Origin of the sequence: Flagellimonas maritima, assembly GCF_003269425.1 — a bacterium.
GTDB classification, from domain to species: Bacteria; Bacteroidota; Bacteroidia; order Flavobacteriales; family Flavobacteriaceae; genus Flagellimonas; species Flagellimonas maritima.
This window is the reverse complement of the sequence record NZ_CP030104.1, coordinates 1,495,383-1,518,867: the sequence shown is the minus strand read 5'-3', so window position 1 is coordinate 1,518,867 and position 23,485 is coordinate 1,495,383. Positions and strand designations below refer to the sequence as shown.

Annotated in this window: 19 protein-coding genes and 1 pseudogene; 15 read left to right on the top strand and 5 right to left on the bottom strand. The window is 36.7% G+C overall.

What is annotated here, in order from left to right; translation table 11 throughout:
- Window positions 1-14 precede the first annotated feature (14 nt).
- The 9 genes and pseudogenes from HME9304_RS06725 to HME9304_RS17160 form a co-directional block, all read left to right on the top strand.
- Window positions 15-1,028 carry a Kelch repeat-containing protein gene (locus tag HME9304_RS06725; protein WP_112377852.1) on the top strand — a complete coding sequence of 338 codons (1,014 nt, stop codon included), beginning with the start codon at window positions 15-17 and terminating at the stop codon, window positions 1,026-1,028.
- 119 nt (window positions 1,029-1,147) lie between these two features.
- Complete coding sequence (locus HME9304_RS06720) at window positions 1,148-1,492, top strand: DUF4907 domain-containing protein (protein ID WP_112377851.1); 345 nt, start codon at window positions 1,148-1,150, stop codon at window positions 1,490-1,492.
- 41 nt (window positions 1,493-1,533) lie between these two features.
- Complete coding sequence (locus tag HME9304_RS06715) at window positions 1,534-2,562, top strand: sensor histidine kinase (RefSeq protein WP_164674784.1); 1,029 nt, start codon at window positions 1,534-1,536, stop codon at window positions 2,560-2,562.
- Window positions 2,559-3,287 (top strand): LytR/AlgR family response regulator transcription factor, encoded by a 729-nt coding sequence (locus HME9304_RS06710; RefSeq protein ID WP_112377849.1) that lies wholly within the window; start codon window positions 2,559-2,561, stop codon window positions 3,285-3,287. The genes HME9304_RS06715 and HME9304_RS06710 overlap by 4 nt, the downstream gene beginning before the upstream one ends.
- 666 nt (window positions 3,288-3,953) lie before the next feature.
- Window positions 3,954-6,926, top strand: a complete 2,973-nt coding sequence (locus HME9304_RS06705) for a response regulator (protein ID WP_112377848.1) — start codon at window positions 3,954-3,956, stop codon at window positions 6,924-6,926.
- A 172-nt stretch (window positions 6,927-7,098) separates the two neighbouring features.
- Window positions 7,099-7,248 carry a hypothetical protein gene (locus HME9304_RS16930; RefSeq protein WP_164674782.1) on the top strand — a complete coding sequence of 50 codons (150 nt, stop codon included), beginning with the start codon at window positions 7,099-7,101 and terminating at the stop codon, window positions 7,246-7,248.
- A 33-nt stretch (window positions 7,249-7,281) separates the two neighbouring features.
- The gene (locus HME9304_RS16925; RefSeq protein WP_112377847.1) at window positions 7,282-7,806 is read left to right on the top strand and encodes a collagen-like protein; all 525 of its coding nucleotides are present in this window, start codon (window positions 7,282-7,284) and stop codon (window positions 7,804-7,806) included.
- Between the two features lie 101 nt (window positions 7,807-7,907).
- Complete coding sequence (locus HME9304_RS06695) at window positions 7,908-9,194, top strand: kelch repeat domain-containing protein (protein WP_112377846.1); 1,287 nt, start codon at window positions 7,908-7,910, stop codon at window positions 9,192-9,194.
- Between the two features lie 545 nt (window positions 9,195-9,739).
- Window positions 9,740-9,934 (top strand): annotated as a pseudogene (locus HME9304_RS17160) (DUF5694 domain-containing protein); the annotation flags it as partial.
- A gap of 47 nt (window positions 9,935-9,981) precedes the next feature.
- Here the strand turns inward: HME9304_RS17160 and HME9304_RS06685 are convergent.
- On the bottom strand, window positions 9,982-10,425 hold the full coding sequence (locus tag HME9304_RS06685) for an Lrp/AsnC family transcriptional regulator (protein ID WP_112377845.1): 444 nt from the start codon (window positions 10,423-10,425) through the stop codon (window positions 9,982-9,984).
- A 119-nt stretch (window positions 10,426-10,544) separates the two neighbouring features.
- On the opposite strand from HME9304_RS06685, the gene HME9304_RS06680 reads away from it, so the two are divergent.
- From HME9304_RS06680 to HME9304_RS06655, 5 genes are all read left to right on the top strand, one after another.
- Window positions 10,545-11,063, top strand: coding sequence for a DinB family protein (locus tag HME9304_RS06680; RefSeq protein WP_112377844.1), 519 nt, complete (start codon window positions 10,545-10,547; stop codon window positions 11,061-11,063).
- The gene (locus tag HME9304_RS06675; RefSeq protein ID WP_112377843.1) at window positions 11,064-11,354 is read left to right on the top strand and encodes a DUF1272 domain-containing protein; all 291 of its coding nucleotides are present in this window, start codon (window positions 11,064-11,066) and stop codon (window positions 11,352-11,354) included.
- Window positions 11,351-11,809 carry a hypothetical protein gene (locus tag HME9304_RS06670; protein ID WP_112377842.1) on the top strand — a complete coding sequence of 153 codons (459 nt, stop codon included), beginning with the start codon at window positions 11,351-11,353 and terminating at the stop codon, window positions 11,807-11,809. The genes HME9304_RS06675 and HME9304_RS06670 overlap by 4 nt, the downstream gene beginning before the upstream one ends.
- A gap of 221 nt (window positions 11,810-12,030) precedes the next feature.
- A complete protein-coding gene (locus tag HME9304_RS06660) occupies window positions 12,031-12,504 on the top strand; it encodes a GNAT family N-acetyltransferase (RefSeq protein ID WP_112377840.1) in 474 nt (157 codons plus the stop codon).
- 463 nt (window positions 12,505-12,967) lie between these two features.
- Window positions 12,968-13,678, top strand: coding sequence for an SDR family oxidoreductase (locus HME9304_RS06655; RefSeq protein ID WP_112377839.1), 711 nt, complete (start codon window positions 12,968-12,970; stop codon window positions 13,676-13,678).
- 7 nt (window positions 13,679-13,685) lie between these two features.
- On the opposite strand, the gene HME9304_RS06650 is transcribed toward HME9304_RS06655, so the two are convergent.
- The 4 genes from HME9304_RS06650 to HME9304_RS06635 all read right to left on the bottom strand — a co-directional run bounded on the left by HME9304_RS06650 (window position 13,686) and on the right by HME9304_RS06635 (window position 22,291).
- Entirely contained in the window at window positions 13,686-16,412 is a 2,727-nt protein-coding gene (locus HME9304_RS06650; protein ID WP_112377838.1) for a PD-(D/E)XK nuclease family protein, read from the bottom strand.
- Window positions 16,413-16,481: 69 nt separating this feature from the next.
- Window positions 16,482-17,840 carry an OmpA family protein gene (locus HME9304_RS06645; RefSeq protein WP_112377837.1) on the bottom strand — a complete coding sequence of 453 codons (1,359 nt, stop codon included), beginning with the start codon at window positions 17,838-17,840 and terminating at the stop codon, window positions 16,482-16,484.
- A gap of 113 nt (window positions 17,841-17,953) precedes the next feature.
- Window positions 17,954-19,147, bottom strand: a complete 1,194-nt coding sequence (kbl, locus tag HME9304_RS06640; protein ID WP_112377836.1) for a glycine C-acetyltransferase — start codon at window positions 19,145-19,147, stop codon at window positions 17,954-17,956.
- Window positions 19,148-19,159: 12 nt separating this feature from the next.
- Window positions 19,160-22,291: a UvrD-helicase domain-containing protein gene (locus HME9304_RS06635; RefSeq protein WP_239023408.1), complete on the bottom strand. Its 3,132-nt coding sequence runs from the start codon at window positions 22,289-22,291 to the stop codon at window positions 19,160-19,162.
- A gap of 104 nt (window positions 22,292-22,395) precedes the next feature.
- Here HME9304_RS06635 and HME9304_RS06630 point away from each other — a divergent pair, with 104 nt between their 5' ends.
- A complete protein-coding gene (locus HME9304_RS06630; RefSeq protein WP_112377835.1) occupies window positions 22,396-23,004 on the top strand; it encodes a superoxide dismutase in 609 nt (202 codons plus the stop codon).
- Window positions 23,005-23,485 lie beyond the last annotated feature (481 nt).

The following is a 23,485-nucleotide window of genomic DNA, read 5'->3' as shown; positions in this document are numbered from 1 at the left end:
TAAATCAATTACAGATGCAACACAACAAAATAATAGGAAAATCTTTTTTCAAGGGCACGGTCGTGCTATTGGCCGCTTTATCAATAGGACTGTTTTCGTGTTCGAAAGATGACGATGACGATGATAATATCGGTAACTGGGTCGACCGTTCGATTTTCGACGGCACACCGAGAAGCGGTGCTTTTGCCTTTACGATAGGTAATAAGGGATATATGGGTACGGGGTTTGATGGTGACGATAGATTAACGGACGTTTGGAGCTATGATATGGAAGGAAATTTCTGGAGCCAATTGGCCAGTTTTTCCGGACCTGCCAGAAGCTCGGCAGTAGCCTTTACTATAAATGGGAACGGTTATGTAGGTCTTGGTTATGACGGGGATAACGAGTTGGGCGATTTTTATAGATATAATGTCGGGGCGAATACCTGGGATTCGATAACCCCTTTCGCGGGTTCTGCAAGAAGAGGAGCCGTCTCCTTCAGTTCGGAAACTTCCGGATATGTAGGAACCGGCTTCGATGGCGATAACGATAAAAAGGATTTTTGGAAGTTTAATCCTTCCATCAACACCTGGACAGAGCTGGTGGGCTTCGGCGGGAACAAGAGACGGGATGCGGCTACTTTCACTATAGGAGATAAGGTTTACCTAGGTACGGGAGTTTCGAACGGTCAAAATCAGGATGATTTTTGGGTATTCGATCTAGCCGCCGAAACCTGGACACCTTTATTGGATCTTGACGACGACGACGATTACTTTATAGTACGGAACAATGCCGTCGGTTTCAGTATTGGGGACAAGGGGTACTTTGCCACTGGTAGCGTAGGTGGGACCACAGATTCAGTATGGGAATACAATCCATCGACCGATCTTTGGGAAGAAAAAACCTCGTTCGAGGGTGCTAGTAGGGAAGGTGCCATAACTTTTTACAACGGTACGCGAGCGTTTTTGGGACTGGGCAGAACTGGTTCTTTGTACTTGGACGACATGGACGAATTTTTTCCTAACCAAGAGGAGGATGAGGATGATTGATCGGAGTTAATTGTTTCATGGTTTTGAATTGGTCTCGATGTTGATTTTGGCTAGCGATAATAGGTGGATAAAGGTCTTCATGGGGTATTATTTAAGGCCTTCCTCCAATTTTAGTTTAAATGGAAGACAGAAATAAATATATTATCGCTTTTTCTCTGATTGCGCTGGTTGTGCTCATGATGGGTCTCTTCTTGGATTTGAAGGAAGATGGCACATCATACGGTCAGAGCGCGTATCGTCTGATTCTGGTTGAAAAGGATACGGGCAGTTGGTATTATGAGATTTATGATACAAAGGGTTTAATGATTCGGCAGGAATTTGTACCCGGTATTCCCGGAAATATTGATTTTGGGACCCGAAAATCGGCCGAGACTACGGGAAGACTGGTGCTCACCAAACTTCTTAGTGGAGAACTTCCAAAGGTCAATCGGGAAGAACTCAAGGAAAATGGAGTGATCAATTAAAGATTATGTATCTTCTTTTCTCTGTTAAGAAGAAATACATTTTGAAAAAAACATTGCGCATCAAAGAAGTTTGGATACATATCATCGTATGGGTCTGTTTGGTTTCATTTCCGGTCAGCGTTTCGTTTATGGAATACGGTGAAGTACGTTTTGATTTTTTTTATAGACTACTCGTGACCCCAGTTTTGGTTTATATCAACTATTTGGTTCTGGTGCCCAGATTTCTTTTGAACAATAAAATCTGGCTATATATTTTGATTTCCATAACGGTATTGGTTTCGTTTAACTTGCTTATGACCTTTGCAAGTCCCGTAGCGCCTTTTGAGAGATTTACCGAACTCGTTCAAACATCGGACATACGTCCTCTTAAAAACCTACCTTATGTCATAACTGCGATTATTTCATTTTCTTTCTTTCTCTTGGGAGGCATCTTAGGGGTAACCAAGGACTTTTATAGAAGGGAAAAAAAGAACAAGGAAAAAGAGGTTCAAAGAAAGGAAACGGAGCTCCAGTTCTTGCGTGCTCAGCTTAATCCTCATTTTTTGTTCAATTCACTGAACAGTATCTACTCTCTTGTCCGCAATAAAGCACATGAGGCACCTGAAGCCGTTATTACCCTATCGGAATTGATGAGATACATGATATATGAAGCCAAACAGGAAGAAGTTCCCCTATGCAAGGAAATAGATTATATTAAAAATTTTGTAGCCCTACAATTGTTAAGGCTTTCCGATAGCGAGAATGTCAAACTCAAGATATCAGGTGATTATAGCGATAAGAAACTTCCTCCATTGTTATTGATTCCATTTGTCGAAAATGCTTTTAAATATGGGACGGATTTTAAGGGTACGACCCACGTGGATATTCGCCTACGGATTATAGGTGATAATCTATTCTTTATGGTAAAAAATAAAATCGGGGCCTATAAAAAAGATGATAAGAATTCAGGGATAGGCTTAGAGAATATAAAGAGTAGGCTTGAGTTATTGTATCCAGAGAACCATCATCTAAAAATTGAAAGCGAAGACAGTTTTTACAACATGCAATTAGAAATAAACTTATCGAGATGAAGTGCATCATAATAGATGACGAGCCGTTGGCGCTCGGCATAATCAAATCATACTGTGAAGAATTGGGCGGTCTGGAAGTGCTGGGGACCTTTACCAATCCCTTGGAAAGCATGGATATACTTCAAGAAAAAAAGATTGACCTTGTTTTTCTTGACATTGAAATGCCACAGATAAACGGTATCGAATTCGTGAAATCGTTGGAAACAAAACCAATTTTCATATTTACAACGGCCTATCCCCAATATGCGATTGAGGGATTTGAGCTCAACGCCATTGATTATATGGTAAAACCGATACCTTTTCCCCGGTTCGTTAAATCCATAAATAGGGCAAAGGAACTTTACGAGATGCGAAGAACAATGAACGATACTCCCGCAAACGTTGCCTCGGCAGGCAGTTCCCCCATTTTGGAAGATGAATTCATATTTGTAAAGTCCGATTATGAAAACCTAAAAATTAAACTGAACGACATACGATATATTCAGGGTCTTAAGGATTATCTTAAGATACATACTTTCGACAGTAAGCCCATTTTGACACTTATGAACTTTAAGGATATGGAAGCTAAATTACCTTCGGGGAATTTTCTGCGAGTCCACCGGTCGTTTATTGTAAACGTCCATAATGTCGATTCCATCCAACGGAGCCGTATCATCATCGAAGATATACGTATTCCAATTGGAGACAGCTACAAAGAGGATTTTATGAAGAGGATTGGGCTTTGATATGGTAAAATTTGTTTGATTTTCTTTCTTATACCAACCAGGGTAAGCTAGAAAAAAACTAGATTGTAATAATCTATATTATAACGTTTTTCAGAACTGTCGGCTAGCTCACAGTTAACTCCGTTAATTCCAAAAAAACCATTCATTAATTCACTCTAATTCATAGACTAATATTGAACACTAGGCATAATATACATGATGTCTAGAGTCACATTGGTAATATTTTCGGAAGAATCATAGTCCCGCAAAAGTACCTTTTCCGTAACCAAATAAAATTACTGTTCTTTTAGCAATATCTAGCTTGGCACTATTTGGTTTAATTTGTTGTATATCAGTTATTTGTGAATAACTATTTGTTACGGTCTATTTCTTTATTCGCCTATTTTCATGCATTTATTCAATATCGATATTGAAAGAAGACAAAAGCGCTTTTGTTCATTTAGTAACCCTAAAAAAGGAAGTCAAATGGTCGTATCACAGTAAAAAGACTATTTAAAGATTTCTTGCCGCTGTTTGCAAATGCTACGTAGTCTTTATAACGAATGTTTATTAAGATCAAGGTTAGAATATTTAGTAGGCTATGTACTAAATCAAATAAACCGAGGGTTTAATCCTCGGCTTTTTTATTTAACTTGACCTTGAAGGTTGCTGAAACGATGATTTGAAATGAAAGAATTCCTCACTGGTATAACCATACTTTTTCACGCTATTCTTGTGGGACAAAGTCTAAAAGAAATAGACTCAATCAAGAAAGAATTGGCAAACCCTCAGGGTTCCGATATAAAGCTGAAGCTACTGGACAATCTTTATTCATATTACTTGTTTCAAAATCTTGATTCTGCAGAAACTTATAAAAAACGGTTGCTTTCAGAAGCCACCAAAACAATTGACCCAAAGAAATTAAGCAACATATATAATTCAGTATCAAGATATTATTATTATAGCGGCCTTTTGGATAGCTCAATGTACTATGTTGAAAAAGCTGCCAATATTGCCATGGACACTAAAGATTATCGCCTTCTTTCAGATTTGTACAGGAAATTATCGATTCTGAGTGTCAGCAGTCATGATTTTAAGAAAGCCGAGAGGTACATCTTAAAGGCGATAAAGAATGCAGAATTGGCCAAAGATTGGAAATTGAAGGCATCATCGACCCTTGTTCTAGCGAATCAGTTTTTCCGACAAAATAAATATGACCTTGCCATACAGCGATATCTGGAAATCGATTCATTATATGGTCAATATAACAATCCCGACCGTAACTTAGGGTTGGTTTATCAGAACATAGCGTTGATTTATGTCAATCTTAATAATTCAAAATCTCTTACATACTCCAACAAAAGCAGAAAACTCTTTGAATTGCTCGGTGACCAGGAAGGCATTAACTACTCCTACATCATTAGGGCCAACTATTTTGAAAAAATCGGGGACACATTGAACCAAACAGAAAATCTTCAAAAGGCAGTAACCCTATATAGGAAATCAAATGATTTCGTTAATAAGGCTGATGCACTACTAAGACTTTTGGGTGTCTACATCAACCAAAATCAGATTGAAAAGGCTAAATCCTTGATGGAAGAACTTGAACATGCGATGTGGGAGATTCAACCGTACAATGAATTAAAATCAAGATTTTACTTTGTTCAAGGCATGATATATTTGAAAGAAAAAAAGTATCAAAATAGCCGGTCTTCATTTGAAACAGCTTTAAAAATGCTTGGCGGTGACGATTCGAGATATATGGATGAATGGAGCTTGGGCTCCATAAACGGACTTGCCAAATCTTATGCAGGAATGGCCAATTATAAAGAAGCATATTCCTATCAAAATAAATTTATTTCAATTCAAGACAGTATTCTAAAAAACAACAGGGAGAAAATTACGAGAGAACTTGAAACCAAGTATCGAACTGAACAGCAAGAACAAGAAATCGCCTTATTAAAATCGCAGAACGAACTTGCTGAACAACAAAAAAGAAACCAACGCAATATATTGATGGGAGGACTCATCCTTACATCCTTGGTCGGTATTTTTCTTTTTTCAATGTATAGAAGCCGTCAAAACACCAATAGGCGTTTAAAAGAGCTGGATAAGGCCAAATCAAACTTCTTCGCCAATATATCCCATGAGTTGCGTACACCGTTGTCATTGATATTAGGGCCGGTGGAACAACAACTTGAAAATACAGGCCTAAGTAAAGAGCATAGACAAAATCTGGCCATTGCCAAGAAGAACACGGATAGATTGGCCACTCTGGTCGACCAGTTGCTGGACCTTTCAAAACTGGAATCGGGATTTTACAAATTGAATGTTTCCAAAGGATTGTTGTCAATTTTTTTGAAGTTACAGGCAGAATCTTTTTTATTCAGTGCCAGCAAAAAATCACAAAAACTGAATATTGAGATTTCCATAGATGACAAATACTATTGGTACGATACCGATGTTCTTCAAAAAGTTATAGGTAATCTTTTGGGTAATGCACTAAAGTACAGTCCCCAAAAAACCGAAGTCTATTTTAGTGCCAAGATAGTACAGGGCATCCTTTTTTTAATAGTGAAAAATACCGGCGTATCTATCAAACATGAAGAGCTCAAAGAAGTATTCAACCGTTTTCACAGAAGTCATGAAGACGAAACAGGCACGGGCATAGGTCTAGCGTTGACGAAAGAACTGATCGGGTTGCACAAAGGCTCAATTAAAGCTGAAAGTGATACTGATAGCGTTACTTTTTACATACAGCTGCCAGTACAGGAAACTGCTTTTTCAAACGAAGAAAAAACAATACATACAAAACCGGCTCCTTCAAATGAGGCACATCAAGACAAAGTCATTGCAAATACTAGCCATGTCAACTCACCTACCATAGAGAGTAATGAAGACAATGATATTATACTAATTGTGGATGACAATAAGGATTTACGCACTTACGTTTCCTCAATATTTGATAAAACGCACACCGTTGTTACTGCTAAAAATGGGAGCATCGGTTTCCAAAAAGCGCTGAAGTTTATACCTGATCTTATTATTACCGATTTGATGATGCCCAAGGAAGACGGACTGAAATTAACCGAAAACTGTAAGACCGATGACGCTACATCGCACATACCCATTATCATGCTCACTGCAAAGGCGGGGGATGAAAATAAATTGGAAGGATTGGAAACAGGTGCCGATGCCTATCTCACCAAGCCATTCAACAATAAGATTTTAAAGCAGACTGTGGAAAACCTTTTGGAAAGCCGTAAAAAACTACAAAAACGATTTAGCCAAGAGGTGATTTTAACCCCGAAGGACATATCCATCGATTCTTATGACGAACGATTCTTGGAGTCGCTTCAAAATGTAATGGACACCCAATTGGTAGCATCAAATTTTAATACAGAAGCTTTTGCAAAAGCTTTGGGAATGAGCAGAATGCAATTGCATAGAAAATTAAAAGCGCTCACAGGACAGACCACTACGGAATTTATTCGTAGCCAACGGTTAAAATTAGCTGCATCACTTCTCAAAAAAAATGATGTCAACATCTCCGAAATCGGGTATCAGGTCGGCTTTAATGATCACTCCTATTTTACCAAATGCTTCAGGGAATCCTACGGGACATCTCCCACCGAATTCAGTAAGAAGAAAACTTCGTAATCAATTCACAATCAGGGCTCTGAACTTATGTTACATATCTCATAGGTTTTGATACATAATTCATAGTCCACTATCCCACCTTCCATTATGTTTGTTATGAGTTTGATGATCGGTATAAAATCCAATCACCAATCCTTACCGATAGAACAATACGAAACACCTCAAATCAATCATGAAGAAAAAGAGGTACGAAGGCATACTGGAAGGAGTTCCCCACTTTGAGATTTATTTAAATATCAACAAATTGGAAAAAGGAAAATACCAGCTGAAAATTATACATAAAAAGAAAGTTATAAAGAGCACCGATTTTTCTAAAGAGTAATCCAATAAAAATTAAACCCCAAAAACTTACATTATGAAAACAACCCAAATAACTATCAAAATTATAATAATGTTTTTATTGGGAGTTTTATTCATTGGCTGTTCTGCCGAGGATGGTACGGACGGCGCAACTGGACCACAAGGACCCCAAGGTGAGCAAGGTCCAGCCGGACCTCAAGGTGATCAAGGTGATCAAGGAGAACAAGGGGAAGATGGGAATGCCAATGTTATTGCCTCTGACTGGATTCCTGAGGAATTTTCGGATCGTTTCATTAGCATGACCAGCTTCGGGATTGATGATGAAGCATTCACTAGCGAAATTTTAAATTCCGGAACTGTGCTGGTCTATGGACGCGATGGAGTATTCGTAGTTCCAATTCCTGTCGTTTTCGACAATCAAACCTATTATTTTGTACTTCCTGAAACCTTGGGAGAAATTAGACTTATAGCCCGTACTGTTGATAGTACCCCTGATTTTTTTGGTTTATTTACCGATTTTAGATATATACATCCCTGCCAATACTACCAGCGCAAAAGAAGGACAAACAATAGATTTTAACAAAATGACCTACTATCAGGTAATGGATTACTTTGGCCTAACATACTAAAGTTAACCATGTAATTTGCAAAATTGAGTATAAACCATTAAGACCAATAGCAATGAAATCTTTTATAAAACCAACAACACTATTTTTTATTTTTTTTTTTATTTCCTGTAGCAGCGATGACGATGGTAGCGGCGGTGAAGAAATCATGGATACCGTGGATGTCTTGGTGACAGTCAGTCCATCTGACAACGAACGCCCCGTGTCAAAAACTCCTGAATTAAACTGGGAAACATATTCAGGTGGAGCATCTACAACATACTCCTTATTCCTGGGTACTTCCGAAAATACTTTAAATGAAATAGTATCAGGGCTTTCTATGGTCGAATTTAGAATTGATGATATGAATTCTCTTGAATTGGGAACTACGTATTATTGGAAAGTAGAGGCCTATGATAATGGAGAACTGGTAGCGGAGAGCGAAACCCAAACCTTTATTACAGAGCGAATATCCCCAACGCTTATTACGGAGACTGCGGCATACGGTTCCAGAAAAGCTACTGGGGTCGTAGTATTTGATGATAAGATTTGGGTAATTGGAGGAATAGATGAATTCGACAATTCTTTAGACGATATCTGGTCCAGTGCCGATGGGGAAAACTGGGTTTTAGAAGGAAACTTGCCCTTCGGCAATATTTTTGGGCACGAACTGATAGCTTTCAACGGAAAGCTTTGGATTTATGGAGGAATTTTCGATGGGTTTCAATCCCGAAAAATCTTTAGCTCCGTGGATGGCATAAATTGGGTTGAAGAAACAGAAACGACTCCGTTTATTCAGTATCAAAACTCCAAGTTTATCGTTTTGGAGAATGAGATATTTAGGATAGCGGGCTACTCGGGAGAAATCGATGACCTTTCTGTTGAGCGCAACGTATACAGTAGTATCGATGGTCTTAATTGGGATTTAGTATCAGAAAACCACGGATTTGAGACCAAGTACGGGTTTCAAGTGGAAACCTTGAATGGTAGGATCTTTGGCATGGAACCCAATCCTGATACGGATATTAATAGTATTAGTACGAGAACAACTACAGATGGTGCCAATTGGTCGGATGCTGTTGTTTCCAATATACGTGAGCGAGGCGCAAACTCTGTGAGAACCGTAGTAATTGATGATGCGATCGTACTAATGAGCATTCCTGTGGGTGGCCCTAGCAATAGCTCCACTTTTTATGAATCTTCAACGGGAGAAAACTGGGAGTTGACAACAACCATTGGTTCGGTGCCGATCAGAGCTATCGATTGTTCACTTGTCAATCTAAATGGAGAACTGTTTTCAATTGGAGGAACAATTAGAAATAACTTTTCACAAACTAACAATACCGTTTGGAAACTTAATTGATGGTTAGGCATATCATCTCAAACTGTATAAAACTGAATTCCCAGTTTTTTGTTTTATCAGTTTATAATTATGACAAACAAGACCATAGTAAGCAATCGTATTTTGATTTTATGTTGGCGTAAAACGTTGTGTTTCTTAAAGCTTATTGATTCTTAAAAGCCAAACACCAAAATCCGTTTTTTAAAAACACTAATTTTCAAATTCTTTAAATGAGTTCAATCTTAAATCGTAGATAATCCGCTTTCTTCCATTAAATCACCTATTCGCCCATTTTTATATCTATTAAAAATATTAGAAGAAAATAAAAGGTTTTTGTTCATTTCGTAACCCTAAAAAGAGACAGGGCAGAAATTTTTTTTAAACACTTGAACGGCCAGGTCTTTTGGAGAATATTCTTGGTCGCCAATCAAAAAACATAGTCTTGATTCCAGTATTATCCAGTAAATAAAAAAAGGGGCTATGAGAAATTAGAAGTTTTTCATACTTAAGATGAACTTATGTATTGTCATTGTTCCTAAATATTTCAACGGTGAATAAAAGATGGTTTTGAGGGGGCTGATGAAGCAGCAAAATACTATCAGAGAAATCTTAGAATGTATTCAAATTTAAATAGAATACCGCTCACAAAAGATGATAGGGTCTTTATTTTAATGGGCGCTAGCCATACTGCTTTTTATCGTGATTTTATAAGTAGAAGCCCAAAGTATGAAATGGTGGACACTTTCACTTATTTGAAATAATGGGAGAGGATGAAATGCCAAGCCTACCAACAGATTAAAAGGAAAATTTAAAAATGCCCACTGTAAATTTTATTATCCATAATCGTATTTAGAATTAGCGAAGTGGTCAACTCTCCGTAAACTGCAAGTCTTGCGTTTAAGTTTTCCAAATGTTTTGGGTCTCTAACATATCCCTTCATTAGCATACAATCATGCCCTGTCAATTTGTGGCATTCACAGATTTCGGGTACGGATGAGATGTATTCTTCAAAATGTTGCACCTGACCAAAACGGATTTTTATCGAAATATAAACACTAAGCAAATAGCCCAATCGCTCCATGTTTATTTTTGAACTATAGCTTTTAATAATACCTGCTTCTTCCATCTTTTGAATTCGTTCTGCTACCGTAGGGGAGGAAAGTCCCACTTCGGTAGCAATATCTTTTAGGGCACTTCTCGCATTCGTTTGTAAGATTTTTAATATTTTCCAATTTATCTCATCAACTTTCATAAATAATGTTTTAATTCAAAAAAACATTTAAATATAATACAATTCATTGTTTATTCGTTATTAAGAAATGTGATAAGAACAACTTTAATTCTACTTTTATGGTATAAAAAATACATGAAATGACCACAAATCAATTGAATGATAATGAGTTTGATTCATATTATAGCAGATACATTAATAAATTAAAAAGCACAGTAGAACTACGGAAAGGTTTTAAAACCCAATCTGAAGTTTTGATTGATTTTTTTAATAGCATTCCAGAAGAAAAACTGGATTTTAGATATGAAAAACATAAATGGACGGTCAAGGAAATTCTTCAGCACCTAATAGATACCGAACGTATCTTTATATACAGATGTTTCCGAATAGCTCGGAGAGACAAGTTGCACCTTGCAGGTTTTGACCAAAATATTTATGTTGCCCCTTCAGGTGCCAGTAATAAACCAATAAGCGCACTTATTGCAGAGTTTAGAATAAATCGCCAAGGTTCAATAAGCCTATTGGGCAGCTTAACGGATAACAATTTATCATATATTGGAAATGCTGACGGCAATGCAATATCGGCAAGGGCTGCCGCCTTTATCATTTTAGGCCATGAGATTTGGCATATGGATATTATAAAAGAAAAATATTTGTAAATGTTGGAATTAAGAACAAACTGCGAACACTGTAACAAGAACCTTCCAAATGAATCACCTGAAGCGATGATTTGCTCTTTTGAATGTACTTATTGCAAGGAGTGTGCTATTAAGTTATTTAAGAATGTATGCCCAAGCTGTGGAGGAAATTTTGAAAAAAGACCTATACGACCAAAAAAAATGCTTCAAAAGCACCCTGCTTCATTAAAACGTGTCTTCATGCCCAAAAATATAACGGAAGCCAATAAACTGATTAAAAAATATGGTAAAATAAAACCCGAAGAAAGATGACGCACAATTTTGAAATATACAAACCAAGATTGATCGACTTTTTGGGAGTACGCCAATTCAGTAATTGGAAAGTAAAACTTTACACAATAACAAATAACCAAAGTTTTCAATCAAAAAAAAATTTAAAAAAAACCTTGTCTGAACTCCCAAACTGGTTATTGGAAGTTGATTCTTTGAAACTCCAAAATTACAAAGTGGCTTTTTTAATAGTCCATGAGGCCAGAGAAGGCACTTGGATTTTATTGAGTTGGTGGACAGGCGGTGAAATGATACAGTCAAAAGTATACTTTTCAACTCAAGAGAACCCTTTGCAAATTACTTCTTCGCCTTATAAAACAAATGCTTTGCTCTGTGTTTGGGAATTAGAGGTTTTTGCTCATGAACGTAAAGCTTGGATTGAAAATGTTCTTGACAAAAATCCAAATTTTGACAATTATCTTTTGGATCACTTATAAATAGAATGCCATAACTATCATAAAAATTAAACTTGAACAAATGTTTACAGAAAATAAAATCCGTAGTGTTTTCGCTTTTTTATTTGTATTGGCAATCTGTTTTGTAGTTGTGAATTATTCTGAAGTTCAAAAGGGTGAAAGGATAGGTAAAAACGGCATTCAAAAAGATGCTTTAAAAGATAGAAAAATATCTATTCCAAAAAACAAAATCAGACCAAGAAATGAAGATAGTCCCGAAAATACGTTTTGCACGGCCCGCTGACATTGAAACAATAATCGACTTATGCGAAGCCCATGCCATCTATGAGCAAACCGGTTTTTCAAGAAACTCAAAAGATTTTAAATTAGGGAACGATTTATTCGGAAATAAACAGAGGCTTTACTGTCTGGTTGTTGAGAGCAAGAAGCAATTGATTGGTTATGCAACGTATATGAAGCAATACTCAACTTGGGAAGCCTGTGATTACATTTATATGGACTGTCTTTTTCTAAAGGATTTTGCGAGGGGTTTAGGGATTGGCAAAAAACTCATTGCCAGAATTAAGCTAGAAGCAGAAAAAATGAAGTGTAAAGAAATACAATGGCAAACCCCGGATTTTAATTATGGGGCCATAAAATTTTATAATCAATTGGGAGCGACTTCTAAAAAAAAAGAAAGGTTTTATATGACCGTTGCTTCGGTAAGTTCAAAATAAGTATTATAGGATTCTGCTTCTTTGTACCCTCCTAAAAAGTCTATTATGGCGCAACCTTTTTTGTAGGCAGACTCTTAGTCGTAGTAATTATTATATCTTCCATTTTCATTATTGTCAAATAAAATTAGATTAGCGAGCCTTCCATCCATCATGAATTCTAAATATAAAGACAGTTATTACGACCATTTTTCTCGCCAAGCTTTTGATCGGGCCCCTATTTTTTGTAGGGATAAAAACTATATGATGCGATTTATAGCACCTTTAAAAGTTACACTCGTGAACTTCAGGATAATGAATCTACAGATAGTTTTAATAATGTAGTGTTATTTTCGAGAATAAAGTTTAGATTTTTTAAGTATGTTGGTTAATGAAATGTGTTCTGGAAAGCCAATCAAATTTTGATTGGCTTTCGCTTTATTATTACTGAATTTTCCGATTTTTGTTACTTAAAATAAAGAATACTATGGATTTGAAAGGTAAAGTAGCATATATAACAGGGGGAAGCAAGGGAATAGGATATGGTGTAGCACAATCTTTACTAAATCAAGGCATGAAGGTAGCCATAAGTGGGAGAAGTGAAGAGCGTTTACAAAATGCAGTGAAAGACTTAAATCATAAAGAAAATGTTTTAGTAATCGTTTCAGATGTATCAAAGCTCACTGACGAGGTCAATGCTATTGAAAAGGTTCTTGAAAAATGGGGACAGGTAGATTTGGTATTGGCCAATGCGGGAGTAGGACATTTTGCTCCGATAGATGAAATGAACGAAAGCGATTGGCATCAGATGGTCAATACTAACCTCAACGGTGTTTTTCATACACTCAGAGCATCTGTTGAAGCTTTAAAAAAGTCCGAAGGTTACTATATAACTGTTGCTAGTTTGGCGGGGACCAACTTTTTTGCACAGGGTGCAGGCTATAACGCAACTAAATTTGGAGTGGTGGGCTTTACCCAAGCCGCAATGTTGGATTTAAGAAAGCATAATATTAAGGTAACTACCATTATGCCAGGTTCTGTAGCGACTCACTTTAATGGCAATGATCCCTCGGAAAAAGATTCTTGGAAAATACAGGCAGCGGATATTGGTAAATTGGTGGTCGACTTACTGTTGATGCACCCACGTACCTTGCCAAGTAAAATAGAAGTAAGACCGACCCGACCCGACTTAAAGTGAAAAGACATCAAACTTTTTTCTCCACAAAAGGGATTTTTAAGTCACAGATTTCCAATATCAATTTTTTGAGGTGTTTTTCAAAAGTATCCAAAATATCGGGTGTTATGGTAATATCATTATTGATGAAAGGTTGAAACCCTTGCCCTAAATTTTTGAAGGAATAGATGCCAGCTTGTAAAACTTGTGCATTATTTTCTTTAGAATATAAATACGCATAGCAAAGCAGTTGAAATGCTTTGCTCTTGTCATAATCAGTAATCAATTCCTCCCAATCAACTACTTTTACATTTTTTGGTTCAACCTTTCCTGTCTTATAATCTATTATTCGCAAGGTCCCATTAACTTCGTCTATCCTATCCAACGTTCCTTTGAGCTTAATAGGAAATTCCAGTTCGGGAAAATTAAGCATGACTGAATATTTTTCTTCTAGCCCCAAAATCTTTACATCTTGCTCTTGTATTTGCTCTATTTCCATATCAACAAAGCGCTCTATATATTTCACTATGACCCTATAGACCAAAAGGAACTTCCCCTTGGAAACATCTGCTCCTGACAAGTTTTGTTCAAATTTTTTTTTGACTGTTGCTGAAATCCCCAATTTCATAGAAACCATTGCTTCCGTAACAAGGATTTTTCCAATAAACGGCTTATATAGTTCCTCAAGACTGTCATGAACTATTGTACCAAAAGTATTGGCTGCAATCGTCTCTTCTACCTGGTCAATATCGTTTATTTTTAAAATGTTCTTTTTATAAAATTCAAGGGGGTTTCTAATGTAATTGGTTAGTGCTGTTGGAGAAAAGCCATTTTCCGCAAAAGTTTTGATTGCTTTAAAAAGTGAAGGGCTTTTTTTAATTTCAGGTGTAGTTGGTTGGGAAATATAAACCGTTGGAGAAGCAATGTTATGTGAGGTATATTGGTTGATGTTTTCATCCGTCAGCAGTTGATTTATCAATCTACTTCGTTCACCGCCCTCAAGAACATCTGGCTCTGTATTATAAGTGATATAAACATTTTTGGCACGTTGAATCAATCTATAAAAATGATACGTGTATATGGCATCTTTTTCTTTGTAAGTAGGGAGGCCATATTCTCGTTTTACATCAAAAGGAATGAATGAATTGTTTGATTTGCCAGATGGAAGAATACCTTCATTGACAGATGTGATTATAATTGTTTCAAAATCCAGATTTCTACTTTCCAACATCCCCATAATCTGTAGTCCGGAAAGTGGTTCACCAATAAAATCCAAAGTCTCTATAGCGGCTAATTGCTTAAAAAAGCTCTTTATGGATTTAAGGTCTTTTATAAACCCGGTATCTTTTACATGTTTGTCCAGTTGGTTAAATAGTTTGTAAAATCTATATAGATGTTCAAGCTCCAAAGTTTTGTTTTCTTTCTGATATATTTCTTTTAGAGCTTCTATTAAAGATAAACAGTTACTTATCCAAAACTGGGGAGAAACTTTTTTTAGAGGGAATATATAATTGAGAATCCTGTTCAGTTCTAAATTTGCAACACCGCTCTGGGGGCGAAAATAGAGTAGGTTGTTCCGTTTGATGTCCCTTGATATGATTTCGGCAAAATTCTTTTGTTCTGAAGTTAATAAGATTAATGTATGTGGGTTGGAAAGAAACTTGAGTACATCTTTGTAAAACCACCCTTTTTCTGTTCTGGCTTCGTTCAGTTCTAGAAAAGTCAAGAAAAACGAATACAAAATTGTTTGTGCAAGTGGAATTCCCATAGTAATATTGGTTTCCTTTATTTCTGAAGGAATTGCATTTAATATAGGATTTAAAAGAGTTTCGTCCGAAAGGACAAGTGCAGTGTCTTTTAGACCTATGGTTGATTTAGAATGGATTTTCCGTAATAACTCCCCTACATATTTAGCTTGGGAAACATTCTTTGGAACGCCTGTTATTGAAATATTCTTATTGGATATATATGTATTATGAATTCCTTTAAGGGAATTTGATTTGTAGTAAGGCCAATCTCTTTTGTAGTTTCTGATGAAAAGACTTGCATCATGAATTTTATCATCAAGAAAGTACGAATCGATATCCCAATAGATATAGCTATTATTCTCTAAAAGAAAATATTGGATAATATTGGATTCAGCAGTATTTAGTGCATTGAAGCCAACAAAAACAATAGTATGATGTTCGTTTTTATCATAATTATTAATCACATTTTTAGCCGCTTCCCTGTAAATAAGACCTTGATACCCTTTTTTTTGAGCCAATAGCGATTTTGTCAGTGAGTCGTATAGTGATTCAAGATTGTTCCATTGGTTCAGATAATTTTGTATCAATTCGGTCTTCTCTTTTTTCAAAGACCAATGGTTCAACTCTTTTATTGCAGATAAATAATTTAGTATATCCTTGGGTGGTATAAGAAACCTGTCTATTTCATTAAAATCTTGTAATAATGTTTGGCCCCATTTCAGAAATGTATAAAAATCATCGTGAGCTTTTATTTTTGACGATTTATAAACTTTATAAAACTCCAATAACAATTCAATATTGGAAATTTGCTTTAATTCGGCTATCTGTAGAACAAAATCTTCAATGGATAAAATCTTAGGACTGAAGATATTTTTAGATAGAATAGAAGAAATATATTGTTTTAAAAAAATTCCAGAACGTTTACTTGGCAGCACGAAAGTGCATGTATCCAATGCTACTTTTTTCCTTTGTAGATCCTCCAATACATATTCAAGAAATTTTTGCTGCATATGCTAAAATAAAAAAGGCTCTGCATTTGCAGAGCCTTTTTCTATATAGAAAATATTATTTTCTAATAATTATTTTACCAAGTTGATTTCAACTCTTCTGTTTTGAGCTCTACCAGCTCTAGTATTATTAGTAGCAATAGGTTTCTCTTCTCCATAACCTATAGCGGACAATCTGAATTCCTCAATTCCTTTTTCTACCAAGAATTCTTTTACAGAAAGAGCTCTTGACTCAGAAAGGTTTTGGTTCAATTTATCACTACCAACACTATCAGTGTGTCCTTCAACTGTAAACTTAGCAGTTGGATACTCGTTCAAGATTTGGATGATATCCACCATTACAGACGTAGACTCAGCTTTTATGGTAGATTTACCAGTATCGAACAAGATAGTTCTTGCGTAGTCGTTCAATTGTTTCTGAACTTCGGCAGTTACTTCTGGACAACCATTGTTAGCAACAGTACCAGGTACATCTGGACATTGATCGTCTTTATCCAATACGCTATCTCCATCTTTATCAGGCCATGGACATCCTTTGTTTTCAGCAGGACCAGCTTCGTTAGGACAATCATCATCCTTATCGGCAACACCGTCACCGTCAGCATCTGGACAACCAGCTAAAGCTTCTAGACCAGCTTCATTAGGACAAGCATCATCCTTATCGGCAACACCGTCACCGTCAGCATCTGGACAACCGTTCATTTCTTTAGAACCAGCTTCGTTAGGACAGCTATCTTTACTATCTTCAATGCCATCGCCATCAGAATCTGGACAACCGTTGAATGCTTCTAGACCAGCAACTTCTGGACAAGCATCGTCTTTATCATATATTCCATCACCGTCAGTATCAGTTCCACCAAATTTGATGCTAAGACCTGCCATGTGTTGGAAATGCTTAACTAAGTAATCTTCAAAAGCATGCTTATATTGTGTTTGTAAGGTCAGACCAATATTTTCTGAAAACCAAAAATTAACACCAATACCACCATTTGCAGTTCCAGCACCAATTTCATCAACCCAAGTATAACCACCACCGATTTCAACGAATGGGTCAATTGTGGTATTCTTAAGGAAATTGTATTTAATGGTACCATCTATAGCATAGTGAGAAAGATCGTCAACTGGCTGATCTCCCAATTTCTCGATTCTGTTCAAAGAACCTCTTGCACCAACTGAAAAACCATTCCCAACGTACTTGGAAACAGATACAAAAGAAACAGAAGGCAAGATGTTCCAGTGATCAGATGCGTTGAAATACTCATCAAACAATGTTGTGCTTGAAAAAGGATTGTTCTCGTCATTAGTTGGGTAAACGTCAATCGCGTTAACTCCAAAACTAATCTGCCATGGATTATTCTCGTCTTGCGCTTGTATGTTGTTGGCTCCTATAAATACTAGGGCAACAACTAATAATTTGCTAAGATGTTTCATGCTCAAAATTTTAAGTTTAAGTGTTTATCAGCTGCAAATGTAAGTTGTTAAGAACTATTAACAAAATCAAATTTTCTTTTTTTTTAACGCATTTCATAGAAGGATTATCGCACTTAAACGATTTTCAATGTCTTTCCAACCTTAATAAATGCTTTTATTGCAAGGTCTAAATGGTGCTTTTCATGGGCTGCGGACAACTGAACGCGTATCCTTGCTTTGTCTTTTGGAACTACCGGATAGAAGAACCCGATAACATAAATACCTTCATCCAGAAGCATATCTGCCATCTTCTGTGAAAGCTTTGCATCATAAAGCATTACGGGAACTATTGCAGAATCTCCATCAATAATATCGAAACCAGCTTCTTTCATCCCTTTTTTAAAATATTCGGTGTTGTTTTGAAGTTTGTCCCTGAGCGAAGTATCCTTATCCAGCATCTCAAATACTTTATTGGATGCTCCAACAATTGCTGGTGCCAATGAATTGGAGAACAAATAAGGTCGAGATCTTTGGCGCAGCATTTCAATTATTTCTTTTTTACCCGTGGTGTAACCCCCCATGGCGCCGCCAAGTGCTTTCCCCAACGTGCCCGTAATAATGTCGATACGATTCATAACCCCTTTTTCCTCTAAAGTGCCCCTTCCTGTTTTTCCTATAAAACCGGCAGAGTGACATTCGTCTATCATTACCATTGCATCATACTTGTCCGCCAAATCACAGATATGATCCAAAGGTGCCAAAAGACCATCCATGGAAAAAACACCATCTGTGACGATAATTTTAAATCTGGCATTATCTTTTTGGCTTTGCTTCAGTTGATTTTCCAAATCTTCCATATCATTGTTGGCATACCTATATCGCTTCGCTTTGCACAAGCGAACACCGTCAATAATGGATGCATGATTTAATGAGTCTGATATTATGGCATCTTCAGCGGTTAAAAGTGGTTCAAAAACCCCTCCATTGGCATCAAAGGCGGCGGCATACAATATGGTATCCTCCGTTCCGTAAAAATCTGCGATTCTTTGTTCCAATTCTTTATGGATGTCTTGTGTGCCACAAATGAACCTGACAGATGACATTCCAAAACCATGGGAATCCAAAGCATCTTTTGCTGCTTGTACAACTTCTGGATGGGAAGAAAGCCCCAAATAATTATTTGCACAAAAGTTGATAACTTCTTGCCCTGTGGATATTTTAATGACCGCATCTTGCGGTGAAGTGATAATACGTTCTTTTTTAAAAAGCCCTGATTCTCTTATGTTATCCAATTCATTGCTAAGGTGCTCTTTTATTTTTCCGTACATAGTTATTTATTTTTAGGGGAAAATAGGGTTAATCTTTTGATCAATGTATACAATAATAGTATATTTAATTTCAAAATCCATCTCTTTTAATATTTGGGCATAACGGGCTATTTGATGTTTGTGCGACGGCGATGGTCTTCCGGTTTTATAATCGATAACGGTCACTTGGGTTCCCTTAATTGCAATCCGGTCTGGACGTAAGGATTCACCACCTGTAGTAAGTATTTCCTGCTCATTGCGTATCTCATAATCACTGGAAAAATATTCGCACAACTCGGGATGGTTTATTACATCAAAAATTTTTTGTTCTATATGGGTTGCAAAATCTACAGGAATATCCCCTGAAAGCTTCAGGTCTTCCATTACATTGCGAACGTCATCCACCGTTTTGATATGACTAAGGGCCAAATGTATCAAGTTGCCCATTTCAATAGCATCACCTTTTTCATCATCCCATAATTGACTGGATTTTGTAGAAATGGCAAAGCCGACATCTTCTTTTCCTCTAGTTATATAGTTGATATGGTTTTGAATTTCCGCTGACTGAACGTCATCATCCGTATTTGAGGATAGCGCTCCGAAAGCGAATGCCCCTTCATTATTTGGTCTTTGTCCAGATTCATGCAGATAGTAACGGAATAGATCTGAATAGGACAACGCATTATTGATGGAAGGAATGTCCGTACCTTCTTCAGATATAATGAAAAGCCATTTTTCAGCTCTTGTCAATGCCACATACAGAACATTGATGCTATCCAACTCGGTTTTTTTTGATTCATCGATATAAGCTTGTGCAGTAAGCTCATTATAATCCAATAGCTCTCGGTTTACATTTAAAAGAAACTCATCCAGGCCTAAATTTTTCTCTGCTTCAGTTGCAGCGACCCAAGATTTCTTTTTTTTCCTTTTATCATCTATTATGGAATTTGCAAAGGGGAAAATCACGATTGGAAATTCTAGCCCTTTTGCTTTGTGAACCGTCATGATTTTAACGGCATTGATACCGTCCGGAGCAGCTATGGAAAGTGATTCTTTTTTTTGCTCCCAATATTTTAGGAAAGAATGAATGTCCGGGCCGTCCCTTCTTTCAACGACCAAGACCTCGTCCATTAAAAAAGCAAGGTATGCCGATGTATCTTCAGAAAGATCAAATTGAATTATGGCGCTCTCTAAAATATTGAAAACAGATACACTTCTTAGATTTTGGATGTTGAATCCGTAGTTTTCGGAAAAAAGCTTTTCGAGTCTAGCTATGTTGGTCGAAATAAATTCGTGCGTTTCATGGTCAATTGCCGCCAAATAATTTAGAACTTGATATGCCGCCTCTTTGTCATTTTCGTTTTCAATTACCTTCAATAAGGAAATCAAAAAAATAATTTTTTCATTGTTTGCCAATAACAAGGCATCCGAAGAAATAATAGGAATATTGTTGCCCGAAAGAAAATCGGCGAGCAACATGCCTTTTTTGTTGTCCCTTACCAAAACACAAATGTCGGCATAGGGATGGTTTTTGGAAGTAACCTTGCCAATTGCTTTTAAAACCTCATTACAATAAACTTCTTCCTTATTTTCCAGATTCTTTTCTAGAAAAGATAATTGTACATAACCTCCCGGTTTGTTGTTTGTTTTTTGATTACAATCTTCCAAGAAAAGCTTTGTGTACGCATCTCTTTTTAAAATAGGAGCTATCAGGGTAAAAAACTCATTGTTGAAATTGACGATTTCATCATGACTTCTCCAATTTTTGTCCAATGTCCTGATTTCCGGTTTCACAACAAAAGGGTATGATTTATTGGTAAGAAGATTTAGAAATTGCTCGGCCCTGCCACCGCGCCACCGGTATATGGCCTGTTTTACATCCCCTACCAAAAATAACGACCCTTGCTCTTTTTTGTCGTTTTCACTTTCCAGGGCATTTGATATTAAGGGAACAAGATTGTCCCATTGCATCTTGGAGGTGTCTTGGAACTCATCTATAAAGAAATGGCGGTATTTCTCCCCCATCCTCTCATAAATAAATGGAACGGGTTGGTTTCTTATCTCGTTGGACAATAAATTATTCATTGACGAAATGGGAATGATATCCCTTTCATCTTGTATATTTTTAAGTTCTTTTGCTATTTCGTTCAGTACCGTCAAAGGAACTATATTGCCATATATATTTTTTAAGTAACCACGCCTGTAAAGGCTTTGTTTGATGGAGAGAAAACCCTCTAAAACCAAAGCTGCCAAATGAATGGTTTCCCTTTTATCGGTAGCTTTTAGGACTTTATTATCAATAAGGTTTTGTTCCAGCTTGTTATTGTACAAATTTTTGGTATTGAACTCTCCGCCAACTATCTTTTTAAAATGGTTGGGAAGTGTCTGTCTTGGAAAATCTGACGGAGCAAATCCTAAACGATCTATTTCTTGAAGCAATTTTTTTGCACCTTCAACAACTCCTTTCTCAATTGATTTTATTTGGGATGCAATATTTTTCTTAATAGTATTAAAATCTTTTAATGATTTTGACCTTAGTTTTTCCAAATGTGTGGAATGGTTTTCCTGAAAGAGCAGTTTTCCAATTTCCATAAGGTCATAAGCAATGTCCCAACTTTTGTCATCGTTTATTTTTTCCAAGGAAAAAGCAATCAAAACTTCCGTAAGTTCTTTATCGTTCCCAGCTCTTTCCAACAATTGGCCAACAGCTTCTTCCAAAAGCGATTCCGTATCCAGCTCTACTTCAAAATTTTGTGAAAGCTGAAGATCGCGAGCAAACGTCTTTATAATTTTATGGTTGAATTTATCAATTGTAGAAATTTCGAAAAAAGAATAATTATGTAGAATCCTTTTTAAAACCAGCTTTGATTTTTTTTGCAATTGCTCGGCACTCAAAGAAAGTTCTTTACAAATCTCAACAAATAAAGGAATTGGTTTTAGACCATTGTCTGCAATACTGAAACTATACAAACTTTCCAAAATACGTGTCTTCATTTCCGCTACGGCCTTGTTGGTGAAAGTGATGGCCAGAATCTGTCTGAACTTAGTTGGCGAATCATTGCCGAGCAACAACTTTAAATATGCTTTGGTCAATGTGTATGTCTTACCTGAACCGGCTGAAGCACTATATATTTTAAAATTGGAAAAAGCCAAAAGAATTTTCATGCAAAATACGGATTACCGACCTGAACTTAACACAGATTTACAAGAATATATTTCTTAAAACCTTATTTTTACAAGAAACATTAATAACTTAAAAACATACAATTATGGCTTTTGAACTACCAAAATTACCCTATGCATATGATGCTTTGGAACCTCATATAGATGCAAGGACAATGGAAATACATCATACCAAGCATCATAATGGATATACTACCAAATTAAATGGGGCAATTGAGGGAACTGACATGGAAGGAAAGGAAATCCATGATATCTTATCAGGACTGGACATGTCCAATAGTGCAGTGAGAAACAATGGTGGTGGATTTTATAACCATTCACTTTTTTGGGAAGTGATGTCCCCAGATGGAGGAGGCAAACCAAGTGGTGACCTTGCCACTGCAATTGATGACGCTTTTGGTTCTTTTGATGAATTCAAGGAAAAGTTCAGTACTGCAGCAGGTTCTAGATTTGGTTCTGGTTGGGCCTGGCTATGTGTTCACAAGGGAGGAAAGTTGGAAGTTTGCTCTACACCGAACCAAGACAATCCCATTATGCCAAACACTGAATGTGGGGGTCACCCAATTTTGGGATTGGATGTATGGGAACATGCTTATTATCTAAATTATCAGAACAAAAGGCCCGATTATGTTTCTGCATTTTTTAATGTAATCAATTGGGATAAAGTTTCTGAGAATTATAATTCAGGTAAATAAGCAGAAGAATTTTTATCTGTAAAAAGGGGCCGGGACACCAAAATGGTGTCCCGGCCCCTTTTTGTTTTCAAATATTTAAAATAGAAAAGGGTGAGGAAGCCCTCACCCTTTTCGTCCCAAATCTTACCATAAACTTAACCTACTTATGCTATGGCGGCACTAAATTACTGGTATTGTGAGAAATAACAAAAGTTTTTGGAAATTTTTTTGAAGTTAACGAAGAAAAGCAAAAGACAATGGAGAGAATATTTCGGTAACCCATTGGGGTTCAAATACAAAGAAGGCGGAGCTAGCTCCGCCTTCTTTTCCCCAAATCTTACCATGAACTTAACCTACTTATGCTATGGTTCTCCAAATGTAGTTCAAGTGGGTGCGTATATGTAAACCTTTTAGATGAAACTCTTTTAATTGGGTTGAATTGCCAATCTTGTAGTTAGGAAGTACCATTCCCGAAGAAAAGTATTACGTTGGGACTTTAAAC